Genomic DNA, 18,989 nt, shown 5'->3' with positions numbered 1-18,989 from the left:
GCAGCCCGTGCGGCGCAGGTCGCACCGCACGGGACGTCAGCCCGCGGCGGCGACCCCGGCGGCGAACGTGCGCGCGGTCTCCACGGCCGTGGCAGCCGCCGCCCCCGGCACGTCGCCCGCGACGTGGACACGCACCAGGACGTCGTCGCGCACGGCCCAGAGGTACGCGTACGACACCGGGTCCGCGACCTGCTCCCCGTCGCTCGCGTAGCTCACCTCGTCGCGGGCGAACACCGTGGCCGTCCAGCCCGGTACCTCGACGACCTCCGTGCGCGCACCGCTGACCACCGTGCGCGGCTGCACCGTCCCGTCGCCGAGGTCCTGGGCCGGCACCTCCTGGTCCTGCGCCCAGCCCTCCTCGTCGGTGACCTGCTCCGCGTAGCTCACGGCCGCCGCCGCGGCGTCCTGGAGCTGGTAGACCTCGACGGCGCGCGCGGCACCGCCGGCGACGGGCAGCTCGAGCTCCACGCCGGCCGCGAACGCGAGGCCCGCGATGCTCGCGGCCCGCAGCGCCTCGACGGCGGCGAGCCCGCAGGACGGCAGCGTCGGGGTGGGCGCGGGCTCGGCGGTCGCGGCGGCCGTCGCCCGCTCGAGGTGCTCCCGCGCCTCCGGCGACCCGGGCTCGAGCTCCTCGCAGGGCGTCACCTGCCCGGCAGGGACGAGGTCCGGCGTGAGCGCGGCGACGGCCTGCGTGAACGTCGTCCCGCCGGTGGCCGACGGTGCCGGCGCGGCCGTGGGCACCGGTTGGACGGGTTCCGGTCCGCTCGTGCAGCCGGTGAGCAGCAGTGCCGACGCGACGAGGGCGCAGGCCGCTCCCCACGGGGGCCGGACCACGTCACGTCGCACCCGCCCATCGTGCCGGACGGGGGGCATCACCGGCCGCCGACCCACCGGAGTCCACCCGCCTGCGCTGCATCCCCGCATCCGGGACGGTGGACGTGGCGGGCGATGGTGGCCGGGAGGCGGCCGGCGCGGAGGTCGGCGGCCGTGAAGCGGAGGAGGATCGCACCGGTGGCCACGATCTGGTTCTGGCGCGCGCGGTCGTGGTGCAGCGCGTCGGGCGTGCCGTGCGGGCCGACCCGTCGATCTCCGCCACGAGCAGCCTGCCGTCCGCCAGCCACCATCCGAGGTCCCCGCGGGCGAGGACGCGACCGTCGGCGTCCTTCACCGGCACCTGCAGGTCATGGGGTGCCAGGCCCGCGTCCCTGCACTGGAGCCGGGCGCGCGTCTCCAGGGGCGACTGTGCACGACCGTCGACGAGGTCCCACCACTCGGCGACGCGGCGGCTCCCGCGACGGCCGTGCAGCAGGCGCGCGACGTCGTCGACACCGTCGGGGCCGATCACGTGCCGCTGGACGGCCGAGTCGAGGACGGCCACCGCGTGGTCGCGCCCCAGCTCCACGACCGCCTGCGCCAGCGCGGTCACGGGGTCGACGACCCGCGCCCGTCCGACCCGCTCCACGCGGTCGGGTACGACGCACCGCACCCGCACCCCGCCACCGGGAGTGCGGTGCGACCCGTCGCGGAGTGCGCCCTCCGGCCGGATCGACCGCGGCAGCCCCTGGACGCCGAGGAGCGCGAGCGCGCACGCGCCGGTGGCGACGGCGTGCTCACGGCCGAGCGCGAGGAGCGCGATCCAGGCGGCTCGGCGGCGCCGGTGGTCGTCCGGGTCGTGACCGGCCCACGGTGCGCGTCCGCACGCGGCGGCGTCGAGCGCCGGTGCGGCGTCGTGGACCCCGCGCACGACGGTGGCGAGCAGCCCGGCGCGGCGCAGCGCCGCCCGACGCGCCGGGCCGACGCCGGCCGCGTCACACTGCTGCGCGTCGAGCAGCGCCTCCTGGAGCTCGGCGTGCGCGAGCAGGCGGTCGGGTACCGGGGCAGGTCGTCGCACGGGCCCACCCGACCACCGCCGGACCGTGGGACGGCTCTCCCCGCGAGGATCTGTGGAGCAGGACTCCCGACGCGGGGCTGTGGTCGGCCGGGCCACGAGCTCGACACCCGGCGGCGATCCCACGACGCGAAACACCGCGGTCGCGAGACCGGGCTGCGTCGGCTCGTCCGGGCTGATGAGCCACCTGCGACCGGTCTCGCGGGAGCGCCGTCTCAGGGGCCGGGACGAGGCGGTCGCGAGACCGGCCGCCCGGCGTCACCGCTCGACCGGGACCTGCCTCGACCGCCGGACGAGGGGTGGTGTCTCGTCCGGCGCAGGGCGTCAGCTCTTGGCCGCGGACTTCTGACGTGTCGTCGTCTTGCGCGTCGTCGTCTTCTTCTTGGCCGGGCCGGCGGCGCGCTTCTCCGCGAGGAGCTCGACGGCCTGCTCGGGGGTGATCGACTCGGGCGTCACGTCCCGCGGCAGCGTGCGGTTGGTCTCGCCGTCGGTGACGTACGCGCCGAAGCGGCCGTCCTTGACGACGATCGGCCTGCCGCTCGTCGGGTCGGTGCCGAGCTCGCGCAACGGGGCGGCGGCGGTCTGCCCGCGGCCGCGCTTGGGCTGCGCGTAGATCGCCAGCGCCTCCTCGAGCGTGATCGTGAGCAGCTGCTCCTCCGACGCGAGCGTGCGCGAGTCCGTCCCCTTCTTCAGGTACGGCCCGTACCGGCCGTTCTGCGCGGTGATCTCGGCGCCCGTCTCCGGGTCGGCGCCCACCACGCGCGGCAGCGACAGCAGACGCAGCGCGTCGTCGAGCGTGACCGTGGCCAGCGACATCGACTTGAACAACGAGCCGGTGCGCGGCTTGGGCGCCGCGGCCAGCGCCTTCTTGCGGGCGGCGGCGGACAGGCCCGGGTCGAGCTCCGGCTCCGGCAGCACCTCGGTGACGTACGGGCCGTAGCGGCCGTTGCGCGCGACGATCTGGTGGCCCGACCCCGGGTCCGTGCCGAGCACCTTGTCGCCGTCGGGCATGGTCTCGAGCAGCTCGCGCGCCTTGGCGACCGTCAGCTCGTCCGGCGCGAGGTCGTCGGGGACGGACGAGCGGCGCGGCTCGTCGTCGGGACCCTCCCCGGGCGCCTCGAGGTACGGGCCGTACCGGCCGACGCGCAGCGTGATGCCGTCGCCGATCTCGATGGAGTTGACCTCGCGCGCGTCGATCTCACCGAGGTTGTCGACGAGCCCGCGCAGACCGCCGCTGGCCACGGAGTCCGAGCGGTCGCCGAAGTAGAACTCCGTCAGCCAGTCGACGCGCCCCTTCTGACCCGCGGCGATCGCGTCGAGGCTCTCCTCCATGCCGGCCGTGAAGTTGTAGTCGACGAGGCGGTCGAAGTTCTCCTCGAGCAGCCGCGTGACGGCGAACGCGAGCCACGTCGGCACGAGCGCCTGGCCACGGTTGGTGACGTACCCGCGGTCCTGGATGACGCCGATCGTCGCGGCGTACGTGGACGGGCGGCCGATGCCGCGCTCCTCGAGCGCCTTGACGAGCGACGCCTCGGTGTAGCGCGGCGGCGGGGACGTGCGGTGCCCGTCGGCCGTCAGGTCGCTGCCCGTGACCGGGTCGCCCTGCGCCATCTGCGGCAGGCGCGCGTCGTCGCTGCCGGACGCCCCGCCCTCCGCCTCGTCGTAGCGACCACGGTCGCGGCCCTCCTCGTACGCGGCGAGGAACCCGCGGAACGTGATGACCGTGCCGGACGCGGAGAACACGGTCTCGACCGGCCCGTCGGCGGTCCGCGCGGTCGCCGCCAGCCTCACGGACGCCGTCTGCCCGCGCGCGTCGGCCATCTGCGAGGCGACCGTGCGCTTCCAGATGAGCTCGTAGAGCTTGAACTGGTCGCCGGACAGCTCGCGCGCCACCTGCGCCGGTGTGCGGAAGTGGTCACCCGCGGGCCGGATCGCCTCGTGCGCCTCCTGCGCGCCCTTCGCCTTCGACGTGTAGACGCGCGGCTTGTCGGGCACGTGGTCCGCGCCGTACAGCTCGGCGACCTGGCGGCGCGCGGCGTCGACCGCCTGCGTCGACAGCGCGGGCGAGTCGGTGCGCATGTAGGTGATGTAGCCGTTCTCGTACAGCGTCTGCGCGGTGCGCATCGCCTGCCGCGAGCTCATGCGCAGCTTGCGCGACGCCTCCTGCTGCAGCGTCGACGTCGTGAACGGCGCGGCGGGGCGGCGCGTGTACGGCTTGGTCTCCAGCGACTGCACCGTGAACGCGGCGCCGTCGAGCCCGGCGACCAGCGCGTGCGCGCGCGTCTCGTCGAGGACCACGGTGTCGCGGGTCTTCAGCGCCCCGCGGTCGTCGAAGTCACGGCCCGACGCGACGCGCGCCCCACCGACGCCCGTCAGGCGCGCGGAGAACGTCGGCTCCGAGTCGTCCGCGACGGCGAAGGTGCCCGTGACGTCCCAGTAGTCGGCCGCGACGAACGCCATGCGCTCCCGCTCGCGCTCGACCACGAGCCGCGTCGCGACGGACTGCACCCGGCCCGCGGACAGGCCCTGGCGGACCTTGCGCCACAGCACGGGGCTGACCTCGTAGCCGTACAGCCGGTCGAGGATGCGCCGGGTCTCCTGCGCGTCGACGAGGCGCTCGTCGAGCTCGCGCGTGTTCTCCAGCGCCCGCGTGATCGCCTCGCGAGTGATCTCGTGGAACACCATGCGCTTGACGGGGATCTTCGGCTTCAGCTCGGCCAGCAGGTGCCACGCGATGGCCTCGCCCTCGCGGTCCTCGTCGGTGGCGAGGTACAGCTCGTCCGACTCCTTGAGGAGCTTCTTGAGCTCGGCGACCTTCTTCTTCTTGTCCGCGTCGACCACGTAGTACGGCGTGAACCCGTTCTCGACGTCCACGGCGAACTTGCCGTACGGGCCCTTCTTCATGTCCGCGGGCAGCTCCGAGGGCTGCGGCAGGTCACGGATGTGCCCGACCGACGCCTCCACGTCGAACCCGTCACCGAGGTACCCGGCGATGGTGCGTGCCTTCGCCGGGGACTCCACGATGACGAGCTTGCGACCTGCGGACATCTGAGCGGCCTTCCGTGCCGTGGACTGGGTGGGGTCGATCTCGTGGCGGGCCGGGGCGCGCCGCGACGCGTCGTCCCGCACTTTCGAGGGACTCTACGTCCTGGCGTCAACCGGACGCGGCGGGCGTCTCGTCCCGTGATCCCGCCGCATGACGCAGCAGCAGCATGACCGCGAACGTGAGGCTGCACGCCGCGACGACCCCGGCGACCCCCCCACCGTAGGCCAGGAGCTCGTCGCCGCGACCCGCTGTCCCGGCCCGGTAGGCCCAGGTGCGTGTGAGCGTCACCACGGCCGCCGCGCCCGACGCGACGCCGAGGACGACGAGGCCGCCCGCCGTGCGCCGTGTGCGCCGCCACCACCGGTCGCCCGCGTCCACGCGCCGCAGAGCGGCCGTCGCGGTCCCCGCCGGCGCGCCGCGGGCCGCCATGGCCCCGCACACGAGCGCCGTCCAGCCGAGCACGACGAGCGCACCCGCCACGACGTCCGACGGCCGGTGCCACTGGCCGACGAGCGTCGAGATGCCCGTCAGGGCCGTGTAGCCGCCGCCGAGCACGGCCACGAGCGGACGCGCACGCGGCGGGACGACCAGGAGCAGCCCCGCGGCGATGGACCCGGCGGCGGTCGTGTGACCGCTCGGCAGCGTGTTGCCGTAGTCGGAGCCGACGCCCAGCACGGGTCGGTCGAGCACGTACGCCTTGACGATCCGGGTCGTGAGGTTGGCACCCGCGACGAGGACCGCGACCTGCACCGCGAGCGACAGCCGACGGCGCGCCAGCGCGAGCGCCGCGGCGCCCAGCAGCCCGCCGGCGACGAACCCGACGGACACCACGTCCAGCACCGGCTCGGCGAGCCGCCACAGGTGCCCCTGCCCGATCGCGGCACCGTCCAGCGCCGCGTCCTCCACGCGCTGCCCGGCCCACGTGTCGACGAACACGCGCCAGAGCAGCCACACGCCGAGCGCGCAGGTCACGACCACGCCGGCGCAGGCGGCGACGACCGCGCCGCGCGCACGACGACGCGCCGGCGACGACGGGTCCGGGTCGACCGGGACGGAGAGGCCCTCGTGCACCGTCACACGGTAGGGCACACCGCGCTCTCGCACGGGACGGCGACCCCGGCCGTGGTCCGTCCCGCCTCAGCGAACTCACAGGAACGCTCCAGCCGCAGCACAGGGCGGGCGAACAGGCTCTCCCCATGACGACGACGACAGCACCCGCCCCGACCCACGTGCGTCGACCCGGCGCCCTGACCCGCCCGGACGGATCACCGGTGCGCGCGCTCGTCGTCGACGACGAGCAGGCGCTCGCCGAGCTGCTGTGCACCGCCCTGCGCTACGAGGGCTGGCGGGCCGAGCTCGCACCGTCCGCGCTGGACGCCGTCGAGCGCGCGGCCGTGTTCGACCCGGACGTCGTGCTGGCCGACGCCGCGCTGGCCGAGCACACGGACCTCCTGCCCCGGCTGCGCCGTGCCCGGCCGGCCGTGTCGGTGCTGCTGCTCGCGGGCCGGGACGCCCCGGACGCACAGGCCGCGAGCCTCACCGCGGACGACGACTACGTCACCAAGCCGTTCGGCGTCGAGGAGGTCGTCGCCCGGCTGCGCGGCCTGCTGCGCCGCGCCGGTGCCGTCACGCAGACCTCGGACTCGACGCTGGTCGTCGGGGACCTGCGGCTGGACGAGGACAGCCACGAGGTGTGGCGCGGCGACGACGCGATCCGGCTCACCGCCACCGAGTTCGAGCTGCTGCGCTACTTCATGCGCAACCCCCGGCGCGCGCTGAGCAAGGCGCAGATCCTCGACCGCGTGTGGCAGTACGACTTCGGCGGGCAGGCGAACATCGTCGAGCTGTACGTGTCCTACCTGCGCCGCAAGATCGACAAGGGCCGCGCGCCGATGCTGCACACCCTGCGCGGCGTCGGGTACGTCCTGCGTCCGGCGGTCTGACGCCAGAGCGCCCGTCTCCTGATGGGCGCGGCTACAGCCCGTACGCCGTGTAGGCGTCCAGCACGTCCGCGATCGGCGCCGTGAGTCGGAACACGGCCGTGCCGTTCTGCCAGAGCGCGACGCCCGTGCCGTCACCCGCGTCGACCACCGTGTACGTGCCGACCGGCTCGCCCCCGACCAGGACCTCCCCGGACTGCGGGAAGGCGACGGCGTCGGTGTCCGGCGACTCGTCCTGCGTCGCCTCGTCCGCCGCCGCGTCGTCGGCGGGCGCCGGCGCGGGCAGGCCCTCGCCGGCGCGCTGCAGGAAGGCCGTCGCGTCCTGCACGGACTCGTGCTGCGCGGCCCGCACGGTGAGCGTGCCGCCCTCCCCGTCCGTGAACGTCTCGGCCCAGGCCTCGAGCGCACCCGCGCCGGTCCACTCCGTGTCCTCCTGCGACGACTCGAGGGCGTACTGCAGCACGGCCGTCGGCAGGGCGGAGGCGAACGCCGTGGTCGCAGCACGCTCGGCGGGTGCGACGGCCGGCGTCGGCACGGGCAGCAGCACGGTCGACGCGGCGGGCGCCGGGCTCTCGGCGTCACCGCCACGCGACCCGAGCACGACCGCGACCACCGCCACGACGACGACCACACCCGCGCCGACCGCCGCCGGCAGCAGCCAGCGCGGCCGACCGCCGTGCGTGGCGTCGCCGTCGGGTCCGGAGGTCTCCGGCGCGGCGCCGGGTGGCGTGCCCTCACCGTGAGCCGCCCAGCCGCCGGTGCCGAGCGGGGGTGCGCCCTGCGGCGTCGCCGCCGGCCGGTGCGTCGGTCCCGTGGACCCCGGGGACTGCTCGGGCCCCCCGGGTCGTCCCGTGTCGCTCATCTCGGGCATCCCCCTCGTGTGGTGCGGTCGGCGGCTGCCGGGCCACCGCGCAGCCTACCGAGCGAGTCAGCCCTCGAGGTCGCGGCGACGCACCCCCGCGAGCCCCGCGACCACGAGCAGCACCGCGACGCCCGTCACGGCGAGGACGGGCGGCCACGCCATCGGCTCGGCGGGGAGCGTCGGCAGGTGCGTGAAGGGCGACAGCACGTCGGTGCCGGCGGGCAGCAGCGCGCCGAACATGCCGACGGTGCCGACGTACGCCACGTAGACCCAGACCAGGGGCGCCGCGCGCGGTGCCAGACCCAGCACGGCGGTCGCGACGCCGCGGACGACGAGGACCCCCGGCACCGTCACCACGGCCGCGCCGACCAGGCGCCCGAGCTGCGCCGGGTCGTCGAGCGTCGTCGCGGCGCCGGCACCCATGACCAGGCCCGCGACGACGAGCATCGCCGCCGCCGCGGCGCCCGCGAGCGCGACCTGCGCCCCCAGCCACCGCACCCGCGCGACCGGCAGGGTGAGCAGGGCGGCGGCGCGGCCGGAGCGCTCGTCGGACCGGGCGGCGGCGACGGCGGTGCCGGCGTAGGCGCCCGCCTCGCTCCCCCGTCTCGCTCCCCCGTCTCGCTCAGGCGGCCGCGAGCCGTCGATCCGGCGCCGCGCGGCGCAGCGCCGGGGGGTTGTCGGTGGGGGGACATAGGTTGCGGACGTGAGCCAGACGACGACGCGACGCCCCCGCGCCGGGGCCGACCGCCCCTCCGAGCGCCCCGGGTTCCGCTGCACCGAGTGCGGGTGGACCGCGGCCAAGTGGGTCGGGCGGTGCGGCGAGTGCCAGGAGTGGGGGTCGGTCGTCGAGGACGCCGGGCCGGGCTCCGGCGGGCCGCGGACCGTGGCCGTCGCCCCCACCCGCAACCCGGCGCGGCCGATCGAGGAGATCGACGTCGAGTCCGCGACCGCGCGGCCGACGGGCGTCGACGAGCTGGACCGCGTGCTCGGCGGCGGTCTCGTCCCCGGTGCCGTCGTGCTGCTCGCGGGCGAGCCGGGCGTGGGCAAGTCGACGCTGCTGCTGGACGTGGCGGCGCGCGCCGCCCGCACGGGCCGGAAGGTCCTCTACGTCACGGGCGAGGAGTCGGCCGCCCAGGTCCGGCTGCGCGCCGGACGCATCCACGCGCTCGCCCCGTCGCTGCTGCTCGCGTCGGAGACGGACCTCGGCATCGTGCTCGGGCACATCGAGAGCGTCGACCCCGACCTGCTCGTGCTCGACTCGGTGCAGACCTTCACCTCGGCGCAGGTCGAGGGCTCGCCCGGTGGGGTCGCGCAGGTGCGCGAGGTCACGGCCGCGCTCATCACGGCCGCGAAGTCCCGCGCGCTGCCCGTCGTGCTCGTCGGGCACGTCACGAAGGACGGGTCGGTCGCGGGCCCGCGCACGCTCGAGCACCTCGTCGACGTGGTGTGCCAGTTCGAGGGTGAGCGGCACTCGCGGCTGCGGCTGCTGCGCGCCACCAAGAACCGGTACGGCCCCACGGACGAGGTGGGGTGCTTCGACCTCTCGGAGCACGGCATCGTGGGCCTCGCCGACCCGTCGGGGCTCTTCACGTCCCGCCTGGTCAACGACGTGCCCGGCACGTGCCTCACGGTGACGCTCGAAGGCCGACGCCCGCTCGCCGCGGAGGTGCAGGCCCTCGTCGCGCCCAGCGTCGTGCCGAACCCGCGCCGCACCACCAGCGGCGTCGACGGCAGCCGGCTCGCGATGGTGCTCGCCGTGCTGCAGCGACGCCTGGGCGCACGGCTCGCCGACCAGGACGTGTACGTGTCGACCGTCGGCGGCGCGCGCGTGGTCGAGCCGGCCGCCGACCTCGCGCTCGCGCTCGCCGCCGTCAGCGGCCGCGAGAACGTCGCGGTGCACACCGGGCTCGTCGCCGTCGGCGAGGTCGGGCTCGCCGGGGAGATCCGGCCCGTGCCGGGAGTCGGACGCCGCCTCGCGGAGGCCGCACGGCTCGGCTGCACGCGGGCCGTCGTCCCGTCCGGCACCCTCGCGGAGGTGACCGTGCCCGAGGGGCTGCGCGTCGTCGAGGCCGCCGACCTGGCGGCCGCCGTCCTCGCGGGCCTGGCCCCGGCGAGCTCCGACTGAGCCGCCTCCCGGACAACTCGTCACGCCACCGATACGATTCGACCGTGCCACATCCGCACCCCCACGACGACCTGCTGAGGTCGACGCTCTTCGCCGTCGCGCCCGGGACCGAGCTGCGCGACGGCCTGGAGCGGATCCTGCGCGGGCGCACGGGGGCGCTCGTGGTGCTCGGCATGGACGCGACGGTCGAGTCGCTGTGCTCCGGTGGCTTCGTGCTCGACGTGGAGTTCTCGGCGACCCGTCTGCGGGAGCTCGCCAAGATGGACGGTGCGGTCGTGATCGACCCCGTCCGCGGCCGGATCGTCCGTGCCGCCGTGCAGCTGCTGCCCGACCCGTCGATCCAGACGTCCGAGTCCGGGACACGGCACCGCACCGCCGAGCGCGTCGCCAAGCAGACCGGCCTGCCGGTGATCTCGGTGTCCGCGTCGATGCGGATCGTCGCGCTCTACGTCGGCGACCAGCGGTACGTCCTCGAGGACTCCACGACGATCCTGTCGCGCGCCAACCAGGCCCTCGCGACGCTCGAGCGCTACAAGGCCCGCCTCGACGAGGTCAGCGGCACGCTGTCCGCGCTGGAGATCGAGGACCTCGTGACGGTCCGCGACGTGTCCGCCGTCGTGCAGCGCCTCGAGATGGTGCGCCGGATCTCCGACGAGATCGCCGGGTACGTCGTCGAGCTCGGCACCGACGGGCGGCTGCTCACGCTCCAGCTCGACGAGCTCGTCGGCGGTGTCGGCACCGAGCGCGAGCTCGTCATCCGCGACTACGTCGACACGTCACGCCGCACGGTCGAGACCGTGCCGGACGCGCTGGGCGAGCTCGACTCCACCCAGCTGCTCGACATCGTGCACATCGCCCGCGTGCTCGGCCTGCCCGGCGGCGGCGAGGCGCTCGACGCCGCGGTCGGTCCGCGCGGCTACCGCCTGCTGTCGAAGGTGCCGCGCCTGCCGGGCCCGGTGGTGGACCGCCTCGTCGGGCACTTCGGCGGGCTGCAGAAGCTGCTGGCGGCGACCATCGACGACCTCATGGCGGTCGAGGGCGTCGGCGAGCAGCGCGCACGCTCGGTCCGTGAGGGGCTGTCGCGACTCGCGGAGTCGAGCATCCTCGAGCGCTACGTCTGACGGGGCGCGCCGTCCGCTGCGGGGTCTAGCCGAGACCGAAGACCGCCGCGGGTGACGTCGCACCCCCGGCCGACACCGTCACCGAGTACGTGCCGTCGCCGGGTGCGGGCAGGTCGCCGGGGCACCCGGCAGCCGAGCGCTCGCGGGGCCACGCGAGCTGCGTGACGTCCGACTGCCCGCCCGCGAGCAGCAGCGTGCGCGCGTCGGCGTCCTCGGGGACGCAGTCGCGGCTCGACCACACCCGGTCGTCGCCGGACGTCACGACGACCTCGCGAGCGGCGTCCCCCGCCTCGACCAGGCACGGCTCGGACCCGGAGTTCGTCAACGAGATCTCGAAGGTCGGCGCGACGCCGTCGGCGAACGACTCGCCGTCGGGCACGACCGCGAGCGCGAGCTGGGACGGGACGCAGTCCGCGACGCCGACCTGCGAGGTGGGCGTGGGGGTCGGCGCCGCCTGCTCGGCCGTCGGTGAGGGGTCGCCCTGTGCGGCGGCGTCCTGGCCGCGGCCCGTCCACCACACGACCAGCGCGACCACCAGGAGCAGCGGCAGCCCGAGGACCACGAACCGCCGGATCCAGAAGACGCGCGCGGGCGGACGCGGCGCCGGACGCACGGGACGGGCCGCTCGGGCCCGCGGGGGCGTCCGGTCGTTCACTGCGGGACCTCCGGGGGGATTGCGGGTCGGTGCGGCCGCGTCCACGGTACGAGGCGGACGTCGCAGGCCCGCGCACGACGCGCCACACCGCTGTCACCCGGTGGGCATGACACGGGTCACGGCCGGTCGGCTTGGTCACGGGCGAGGGTGACGGCACCATGAGGCGTGCCCGCCCGACCCGCCACCCGCGTGACGGTCGACCCGACCGTCCGCGCCGCCCCCGGGCCCGACGACCCGGCTGCTGCGGTACGTGCCGACGTCGTCACGTGGTTCGACGCGCACGCGCGCGACCTGCCCTGGCGCGCACCGGACCGCACCCCGTGGGGCGTCCTGGTCAGCGAGGTGATGCTGCAGCAGACGCCCGTCGTGCGGGTCGAGCCCGCGTGGCGCGCGTGGATGGCGCGGTGGCCGGGCCCGGCCGACCTCGCGGCAGCGCCCACCGCCGACGTGCTGCGCGCGTGGGACCGCCTCGGCTACCCGCGGCGCGCGCTGTGGCTGCAGGAGTGTGCGCGCACGGTGGTCGAGCGGCACGGCGGCGTGCTGCCCGAGGACGAGGAGGCGCTGCTCGCGCTGCCGGGCGTCGGCCCGTACACCGCGGCGGCCGTCCGGGCGTTCGCGTTCGGCCGACGCTCGGTGGTGCTCGACACCAACGTCCGGCGGGTGCTGGCACGCGTCGCCGCGGGCGTCGCCCTGCCGGCGCCGACGCAGAGCGCTGCCGAGACCCGGCTCGCCGCGGCCTGGGTGCCGGACGACGACGCCGGGGCGGCACGCTGGTCGGCGGCGGCGATGGAGCTGGGCGCGCTGGTGTGCACCGCCCGCGCCCCGCGCTGCGACGCGTGCCCGGTCGCCGAGCGGTGCCGCTGGCTCGCTGCCGGCCGTCCCGCGGACGTGCACGCGCACCGGCGCCGCACCCAGGCGTGGGCCGGCACCGACCGGCAGGCCCGCGGTCGCGTCATGGCGCTGCTGCGCGAGGCGCTCACCCCCGTCCCGCACGACGCGGTCGCGGCGACGTGGTCGGACGCGGCCCAGCTCGCCCGTTGCCTCGACGCACTGGTGGCCGACGGCCTCGTCGTCCGTCACGACGCCCCGGGGGACGACCCGGACCCGGCCGTGGCGACGTACGGTCTCCCGCGCTGACCTCGCCGTCGCCCCCGGCGGACCCGACCGGCCGGCCCGATCGGCCCGCCCGCACGGTGGACGCGCTGCCCGCCGAGCGTGGGGTGCTCGCACGATCCGGCGGAGTCAGAGCTCCAGGAGCATCCGCGTGTTGCCCAGCGTGTTCGGCTTCACGCGTGCGAGGTCGAGGAACTCGGCCACGCCGTCGTCGTGCGAGCGCAGGAGCTCGGCGTAGACCTCGGCGGAGACGGGTGTGCCGTCGATCTCGCGGAAGCCGTGCCGCGCGAAGAACTCGACCTCGAAGGTCAGGCAGAACACGCGCCGCAGTCCCAGCCGCCGCGCGCGCGCCAGCAGCGCGTCGACGATGAGGTGGCCCACGCCGTGCCCACGGTGGTCGGGCGCCACCGCGAGCGTGCGGATCTCGGCGAGGTCCTCCCACATGACGTGCAGCGCGCCGCACCCGACCACGTCGCCGCCGGCCAGCCGGGCGACGAGGAACTCCTGCACGGCCTCGTAGTACGCGACCCACTCCTTGGCGATGAGGATCCGCTCGTTCGCGTACGGCTCGACGAGGCGTCGGATCGCGCGGACGTCGGCGGGCAGGGCGGGTGTGACGTCGACGGGCGCGGGGCTCACGCCTCTCAAACTACGCGCCTTCACCCCACCGACCGGAACCTGACTCCTCGACAGCACCACCTGTCGGTGACCCACGTTCCGCTCGGCGAAGGGCAGCCCGCCGACCGGAACCTGACTCCCCCACAGCACCACCTGTCGGTGACCCACGTTCCGCTCGGCGAAGGGCACCCCGCCCACCGGAACCTGACTCCCCCACAGCACCACCTGTCGGTGACCCACGTTCCGCTCGGCGGGGACGATGGGTCAGCGGGGGCGGGTGCCGGTGGCGCCGAGCAGGGCGTGGGCCGTGCGCTCGTCGACGACGAGGTCGGTGACGACCCTCGCGCGCAGGGCCGCGAGCAGCGGAGCGACCTTGTTGTCGCCCGCGACGACGCACACCCGCCGGGTGAGACGCGCCAGCTCGTCGGGGGTCGGGCCCGTCGCGCGGCTGTTGAGGGCGACGTCCGCCCACGAGCCGTCGCCGCGCAGGAAGACGGTGCACACGTCGCCGACGACACCGTCGGCGTGCAGGCAGCGCACGTCGGACTCGTCGAGGTAACCGGCGGAGTACACGTACGAAGGCACGGCCCCGGCGACGGCACCGACGGAGAACACCGCGACGTCGGCGCGCCGCTGCATGTCGAGCACGCGGCGCACGGACCGTTCGCGCCACATCGCGGCCTTGGTCTCGGGGTAGTCGAAGAACGCGGGGACGGCGAAGTGGTGCACGGCGGCGCCGAACGCCGTGCCGAACGAGGAGATGAGGTCGGACGCGTACTCGACGCCGGACGTGCGCATGCTCGCCGCGCCGTTGAGCTGCACCACGGCGCACCCGCGCGTCGGCTTGGGTGCCAGGTACCGCGAGACGGTGGCGATCGTCGCCCCCCACGCGACGCCCAGGACCATGTCGGAGTCGACCCAGGACCCGAGCAGCCGCGCGGCCGTCATGGCGACCTGGTCGAGCCGCTCCGCCGAGGTCGCGGAGTCGGGCACGGGCACGACATAGGTGTCGATGCCGAACGTCGAGGAGATCGTGCGCCCGAGGCCCGGGGCGCGTGTGCTCGACGGGCGCAGCGTGATCTCGACGAGCCCGGTCTCGCGCGCCCGCCGCAGCAGGCGCGACACCGTCGACCGCGACGTGCCGAGGTGCCGCGCGATGACCTCCATCTTGAGGTCCTGCAGGTAGTACATGGTCGCGGCGCGCATGACGTCCTGCTCCCGCTCCACGAACACCCGTCCGCACCTCCTGAGAACGTCATGGCATCGCCAACCGCGTGCACGTTCGTTCACACAGGTTGCGCGTCCGTTCTGGACGTGATGACGATAGCGGCGGCGCACCCGGCGGCGCGAGGCACTCGCGCACCGGACGTCGTACGAGGCCAGCCACCCGGGGAGGGACCGCCACATGAGGACCGCACCGCTGACGGCGCAGGCCCGGCAGGACGCGCTCGACGGGCTGCGCGCCAGCTCGGAGCGCGGACGCGAGCTCGACGTGCTGGTGATCGGCGGCGGCGTCACCGGTGCGGGCATCGCGCTCGACGCCGTCACGCGCGGCCTGTCCACCGCCGTCGTCGAGGGGCAGGACTGGGCGTCGGGTACGTCGAGCCGGTCGAGCAAGCTCGTGCACGGCGGCCTGCGCTACCTGCAGATGCTCGACTTCCACCTGGTGCGCGAGGCCCTCACGGAGCGTGACCTGCTCATCACGCGGCTCGCGCCGCACCTCGTCAAGCCCGTGAGCTTCCTGTACCCGCTGGAGAACCGCGTGTGGGAGCGGGCGTACGTGGGCGCGGGCGTCGCGCTGTACGACACGCTCGCGTCGGTGTCCGGCACGCGGCGCGCGATGCCGATCCACCGGCACCTGACGCGCAAGGGCATGGAACGCATGTTCCCCGACCTGCGGCACGACGCCGCGATCGGGGCCGTGCGCTACTGGGACGCGAGCGTCGACGACGCACGCCTCGTCGAGACCCTGGTCCGCACCGCCGTGAGCTACGGCGCGCACGCGGCGTCGCGCACGCAGGTCGTCGGCCTGCAGACGACGACGGGCGGTGCGGTCAGCGGCGCCGAGGTCGTCGACCTCGAGACGGGAGAGCGCATCGACGTGCGCGCCCGGCACGTCATCAACGCGACCGGCGTGTGGACCGAGGAGACCGAGGCTCTCGCCGGCAGCGACGGCGGCCTGCGCGTGCTCGCGTCCAAGGGCATCCACATCGTCGTGCCGCGCAAGCGGATCGAGGGCAGCACGGGTCTGATCCTGCAGACCGAGAAGTCGGTGCTGTTCATCATCCCGTGGTCCCGCTACTGGGTCATCGGCACCACCGACACCCCGTACGAGCAGGAGCTCACGCACCCCGTCGCCACCAGTGCCGACATCGACTACGTCATCGACCACGCCAACCAGGTGCTGTCCCGCCCGCTGACCCGCGAGGACGTCATCGGCACGTGGGCCGGCCTGCGGCCGCTGCTGCAGCCGGGCACCAAGGAGGGCACGTCGTCCGCGAAGGTGTCGCGCGAGCACACCGTGGCCTCGCCCACCCCGGGCCTGACGGTCGTCGCGGGCGGCAAGCTCACGACGTACCGCGTCATGGCGAAGGACGCGGTCGACTTCGCGCTCGGCTCGCGGGCGACGACATTGCCGTCGATCACGCACGAGGTGCCGCTCGTCGGCGCCGAGGGCCTGAAGGTCGTGCAGCGCCAGTCCCGCGCGATCGCGGCCCGCTACGGCTGGGACCGCCCGCGCATGGACCACCTGCTGCACCGGTACGGCTCGCTGCTGCAGGAGCTGACGGACCTGTGCGACGAGCGCCCGGAGCTCGCGCGCCCGCTCGAGCACGCCCCGGCCTACATCGGCGCCGAGATCGTGTACGCCGTGAGCCACGAGGGCGCGCTCCACCTCGACGACGTCCTCATGCACCGCACCCGGCTGAACTACGAGCAGGCCGACAAGGGCACGGGCGCTCTCGACGAGATCGCGGACCTGGTCGCACCCGTCCTGGGCTGGGACGACGCGACGCGCGCACGGGAGATCGGGGCGTACCGCGCGCGGGCCGCAGCCGAGGAGGCCGCGGCGGCCGCGCCGGACGACGAGACCGCCGAGCGCGCACGGCTGCAGGCCCCCGACCTCGCGCCCCTGCTGCCGCTGGGCGACGACGCCGACCCGGGCAGCAAGCCCGGCTCCCCCGCGGGCCGCGGCTCGTCGGGCCCGGTCGGCACCTGACCGGACGCCGGGGCGGCGCACCGTCGCCCCGGCGCATGCCGCCGCGTGCGGCGGTGCACGTGACTCGCGAGACAACGACGTCGACGAGAGAGGTTTGACGTGGACTACACCATCGGTGACGCGTTCTGGTCCGAGGCGATCGGGACCGGCACCCTCATCCTGCTGGGTGCCGGGGTCGTGGCCAACGCGATCCTGCCGCGGACCAAGGGGTTCGGCGGCGGCTGGCTGCTCATCAACTTCGGCTGGGGCCTCGCGGTCTTCGCCGGCGTCTACGCGTCCTACAAGTCGGGCGCGCACATCAACCCCGCCGTGACGCTCGGCATCTGGGCGTCGGGCGCCGACGAGTTCGCCGAGGGCATCCCGGTGACCGCGCTCAACGGCGTGCTGTACGTGACCGCGCAGATGCTGGGCGCGGCGGTCGGTGCGGCGCTGGCGTACCTGGCGTACAAGAAGCACTTCGACGAGGACGCGGAGCCGGCCACCAAGCTCGCGGTGTTCTCGACGGGCCCCGAGCTGCGCTCCCCGGTGTGGAACGTCCTCACCGAGGCCGTGGCGACGTTCGTCCTGGTGTTCATCGTCCTCGCGTTCGCCAAGACACCGGCGGACATCGGCCCGCTGGCCGTCGCGCTGCTCGTCGTCGGCATCGGCGCGAGCCTCGGCGGCCCGACGGGGTACGCCATCAACCCGGCCCGCGACCTGGGCCCCCGCATCGCCCACGCCCTGCTGCCCATCAGGGGCAAGGGCTCGTCCGACTGGGGCTACGCCTGGGTGCCGATCGTCGGCCCGCTGGTCGGCGGCGCGCTCGCCGGTCTCGCCGCGGGCGCCTACATCTCCTGACCCGGCACCCGGCGTCCCACCCCGTTCTCCCGAGAGAGGCAGACGCATGACCGAGACGTACGTGATGGCCATCGACCAGGGCACCACCTCGACGCGCGCGATGATCTTCGACCACGCGGGCCAGGTGGTCTCCGTGGGGCAGAAGGAGCACGAGCAGATCTTCCCGAGGGCCGGGTGGGTCGAGCACGACGCGCAGGAGATCTGGGTCAACACCCGCGAGGTCGTCGGCATGGCGCTGGGGCGTGCGAGCCTCACGCACGAGGACATCGCAGCCGTCGGCATCACCAACCAGCGCGAGACCGCGGTGGTGTGGGACCGCGAGACCGGTGACCCGGTGTACAACGCGATCGTCTGGCAGGACACGCGCACGCAGAAGATCTGCGACGAGCTCGCGGCGCTCGGGGGCGGTGCCGAGCGCTACAAGGACCGGGTGGGCCTGCCGCTGGCGACCTACTTCTCCGGGCCGAAGATCCGCTGGATCCTCGACAACGTCGACGGCGCCCGCGAGAAGGCCGAGGCGGGGAGGCTCGCGTTCGGCAACACCGACTCGTGGGTGCTGTGGAACATGACGGGCGGCACCAACGGCGGCATCCACGTCACCGACCCGACCAACGCGTCGCGCACGATGCTGATGAACATCGACGACCTCACGTGGAACGAGGAGATCGCCGGGGAGATGGGCATCCCCGTCTCGATGCTGCCGGAGATCCGCTCGTCGTCCGAGGTGTACGGCGAGGACCGCAAGGGCGGGCTCCTGCCGGGCGTGAAGATCGCCGGCATCCTCGGCGACCAGCAGGCCGCGACGTTCGGTCAGGCGTGCTTCGAGGTCGGGCAGGCGAAGAACACGTACGGCACCGGCAACTTCATGCTCATCAACACGGGCACCGAGCCGGTCGCGTCGGAGAACGGCCTGCTGACGACGGTGGCCTACAAGATCGGCGACCGCGACACGGTGTACGCGCTCGAGGGCTCGATCGCGGTGACCGGCTCGCTCGTGCAGTGGCTGCGCGACAACCTCGGCATCATCTCGTCGGCGCCGGAGGTCGAGCGGCTCGCCGCGGCGGTCGACGACAACGGCGGTGTGTACTTCGTCCCCGCGTTCTCGGGCCTGTTCGCACCGTACTGGCGCTCCGACGCGCGCGGCGCGATCGTGGGCCTCACGCGGTACGTCACCAAGGAGCACATCGCGCGTGCCGCGCTGGAGGCCACGGCGTTCCAGACGCGCGAGGTGCTCGACGCCATGAACGCCGACTCGGGCGTCGACCTCACCGAGCTCAAGGTGGACGGCGGCATGGTCGCCAACGACGCGCTCATGCAGTTCCAGGCCGACATCCTCGGCGTGCCGGTCGTGCGGCCCCAGGTCGCCGAGACCACCGCGCTGGGTGCCGCGTACGCCGCGGGCATCGCGGTCGGCTACTGGTCCGGCGAGCAGGACGTCATCGACAACTGGGCGGAGGACAAGCGCTGGGAGCCGGCGATGGACGCCGACGAGCGCGACCGGCAGTACCGGCTGTGGAAGAAGGCCGTCACCAAGTCGTTCGACTGGGTGGACGACGACGTGCAGTGA

At 74.7% G+C, this 18,989-nt stretch carries 16 protein-coding genes; 7 read left to right on the top strand and 9 right to left on the bottom strand.

Annotation, left to right across the window (positions count from 1 at the left end; translation table 11 throughout):
- Nucleotides 1-36: 36 nt before the first annotated feature.
- From CFLA_RS02895 to CFLA_RS02880, 4 genes are all read right to left on the bottom strand, one after another.
- On the bottom strand, nt 37-846 hold the full coding sequence (locus CFLA_RS02895) for a hypothetical protein (RefSeq protein ID WP_043598740.1): 810 nt from the start codon (nt 844-846) through the stop codon (nt 37-39).
- Nucleotides 836-1,891, bottom strand: a complete 1,056-nt coding sequence (locus CFLA_RS18830; protein ID WP_013115818.1) for a hypothetical protein — start codon at nt 1,889-1,891, stop codon at nt 836-838. Before CFLA_RS18830 ends, CFLA_RS02895 begins: the two co-directional genes overlap by 11 nt.
- Before the next feature lie 321 nt (nt 1,892-2,212).
- Nucleotides 2,213-4,936 (bottom strand): type I DNA topoisomerase, encoded by a 2,724-nt coding sequence (gene topA / locus CFLA_RS02885; protein WP_013115817.1) that lies wholly within the window; start codon nt 4,934-4,936, stop codon nt 2,213-2,215.
- A 106-nt stretch (nt 4,937-5,042) separates the two neighbouring features.
- Nucleotides 5,043-6,005, bottom strand: coding sequence for a phosphatase PAP2 family protein (locus CFLA_RS02880; protein WP_245530290.1), 963 nt, complete (start codon nt 6,003-6,005; stop codon nt 5,043-5,045).
- 125 nt (nt 6,006-6,130) lie between these two features.
- Between CFLA_RS02880 and CFLA_RS02875 the strand changes: the two genes are divergently transcribed.
- Nucleotides 6,131-6,877, top strand: coding sequence for a response regulator transcription factor (locus CFLA_RS02875; RefSeq protein ID WP_013115815.1), 747 nt, complete (start codon nt 6,131-6,133; stop codon nt 6,875-6,877).
- A gap of 31 nt (nt 6,878-6,908) precedes the next feature.
- Here the strand turns inward: CFLA_RS02875 and CFLA_RS02870 are convergent, their stop codons facing one another.
- Both CFLA_RS02870 and CFLA_RS02865 read right to left on the bottom strand, forming a co-directional pair.
- Nucleotides 6,909-7,736: a hypothetical protein gene (locus CFLA_RS02870; RefSeq protein WP_013115814.1), complete on the bottom strand. Its 828-nt coding sequence runs from the start codon at nt 7,734-7,736 to the stop codon at nt 6,909-6,911.
- A gap of 66 nt (nt 7,737-7,802) precedes the next feature.
- Nucleotides 7,803-8,234, bottom strand: coding sequence for a hypothetical protein (locus tag CFLA_RS02865; protein ID WP_013115813.1), 432 nt, complete (start codon nt 8,232-8,234; stop codon nt 7,803-7,805).
- A 205-nt stretch (nt 8,235-8,439) separates the two neighbouring features.
- Here CFLA_RS02865 and radA point away from each other — a divergent pair, with 205 nt between their 5' ends.
- On the top strand, nt 8,440-9,861 hold the full coding sequence (gene radA, locus CFLA_RS02860) for a DNA repair protein RadA (protein ID WP_013115812.1): 1,422 nt from the start codon (nt 8,440-8,442) through the stop codon (nt 9,859-9,861).
- 44 nt (nt 9,862-9,905) lie between these two features.
- The gene (gene disA / locus CFLA_RS02855; protein WP_013115811.1) at nt 9,906-10,982 is read left to right on the top strand and encodes a DNA integrity scanning diadenylate cyclase DisA; all 1,077 of its coding nucleotides are present in this window, start codon (nt 9,906-9,908) and stop codon (nt 10,980-10,982) included.
- A 25-nt stretch (nt 10,983-11,007) separates the two neighbouring features.
- Here the strand turns inward: disA and CFLA_RS02850 are convergent, their stop codons facing one another.
- Complete coding sequence (locus CFLA_RS02850; protein WP_013115810.1) at nt 11,008-11,637, bottom strand: hypothetical protein; 630 nt, start codon at nt 11,635-11,637, stop codon at nt 11,008-11,010.
- 189 nt (nt 11,638-11,826) lie between these two features.
- Between CFLA_RS02850 and CFLA_RS02845 the strand changes: the two genes are divergently transcribed.
- Entirely contained in the window at nt 11,827-12,774 is a 948-nt protein-coding gene (locus CFLA_RS02845; RefSeq protein ID WP_013115809.1) for an HhH-GPD family protein, read from the top strand.
- A gap of 105 nt (nt 12,775-12,879) precedes the next feature.
- Here the strand turns inward: CFLA_RS02845 and CFLA_RS02840 are convergent, their stop codons facing one another.
- Together CFLA_RS02840 and CFLA_RS02835 are read right to left on the bottom strand one after the other, a co-directional pair.
- Nucleotides 12,880-13,389 carry an amino-acid N-acetyltransferase gene (locus CFLA_RS02840; RefSeq protein WP_013115808.1) on the bottom strand — a complete coding sequence of 170 codons (510 nt, stop codon included), beginning with the start codon at nt 13,387-13,389 and terminating at the stop codon, nt 12,880-12,882.
- 243 nt (nt 13,390-13,632) lie between these two features.
- Entirely contained in the window at nt 13,633-14,601 is a 969-nt protein-coding gene (locus CFLA_RS02835; RefSeq protein WP_013115807.1) for a sugar-binding transcriptional regulator, read from the bottom strand.
- Nucleotides 14,602-14,773: 172 nt separating this feature from the next.
- Here CFLA_RS02835 and CFLA_RS02830 point away from each other — a divergent pair, with 172 nt between their 5' ends.
- The 3 genes from CFLA_RS02830 (at nt 14,774) to glpK (ending at nt 18,989) form a co-directional block, all read left to right on the top strand.
- Nucleotides 14,774-16,585: a glycerol-3-phosphate dehydrogenase/oxidase gene (locus CFLA_RS02830; protein ID WP_013115806.1), complete on the top strand. Its 1,812-nt coding sequence runs from the start codon at nt 14,774-14,776 to the stop codon at nt 16,583-16,585.
- Between the two features lie 99 nt (nt 16,586-16,684).
- Nucleotides 16,685-17,422: an MIP/aquaporin family protein gene (locus CFLA_RS02825; RefSeq protein ID WP_013115805.1), complete on the top strand. Its 738-nt coding sequence runs from the start codon at nt 16,685-16,687 to the stop codon at nt 17,420-17,422.
- 46 nt (nt 17,423-17,468) lie between these two features.
- Nucleotides 17,469-18,989, top strand: a complete 1,521-nt coding sequence (glpK, locus tag CFLA_RS02820) for a glycerol kinase GlpK (protein WP_013115804.1) — start codon at nt 17,469-17,471, stop codon at nt 18,987-18,989.

This window comes from Cellulomonas flavigena DSM 20109, assembly GCF_000092865.1.
GTDB classification, from domain to species: Bacteria; Actinomycetota; Actinomycetes; order Actinomycetales; family Cellulomonadaceae; genus Cellulomonas; species Cellulomonas flavigena.
The sequence above is the reverse complement of the archived record's forward strand: the minus strand, read 5'-3'. Positions and strand labels throughout refer to the sequence as shown.

What these genes read in the sequence shown, in the direction of transcription:
- topA (WP_013115817.1), bottom strand. Translation starts at nt 4,936, where the DNA reads ATGTCCGCAGGTCGCAAGCTCGTCATCGTGGAGTCCCCGGCGAAGGCA.
- CFLA_RS02875 (WP_013115815.1), top strand. Translation starts at nt 6,131, where the DNA reads ATGACGACGACGACAGCACCCGCCCCGACCCACGTGCGTCGACCCGGC.
- CFLA_RS02870 (WP_013115814.1), bottom strand. Translation starts at nt 7,736, where the DNA reads ATGAGCGACACGGGACGACCCGGGGGGCCCGAGCAGTCCCCGGGGTCC.
- CFLA_RS02830 (WP_013115806.1), top strand. Translation starts at nt 14,774, where the DNA reads ATGAGGACCGCACCGCTGACGGCGCAGGCCCGGCAGGACGCGCTCGAC.
- glpK (WP_013115804.1), top strand. Translation starts at nt 17,469, where the DNA reads ATGACCGAGACGTACGTGATGGCCATCGACCAGGGCACCACCTCGACG.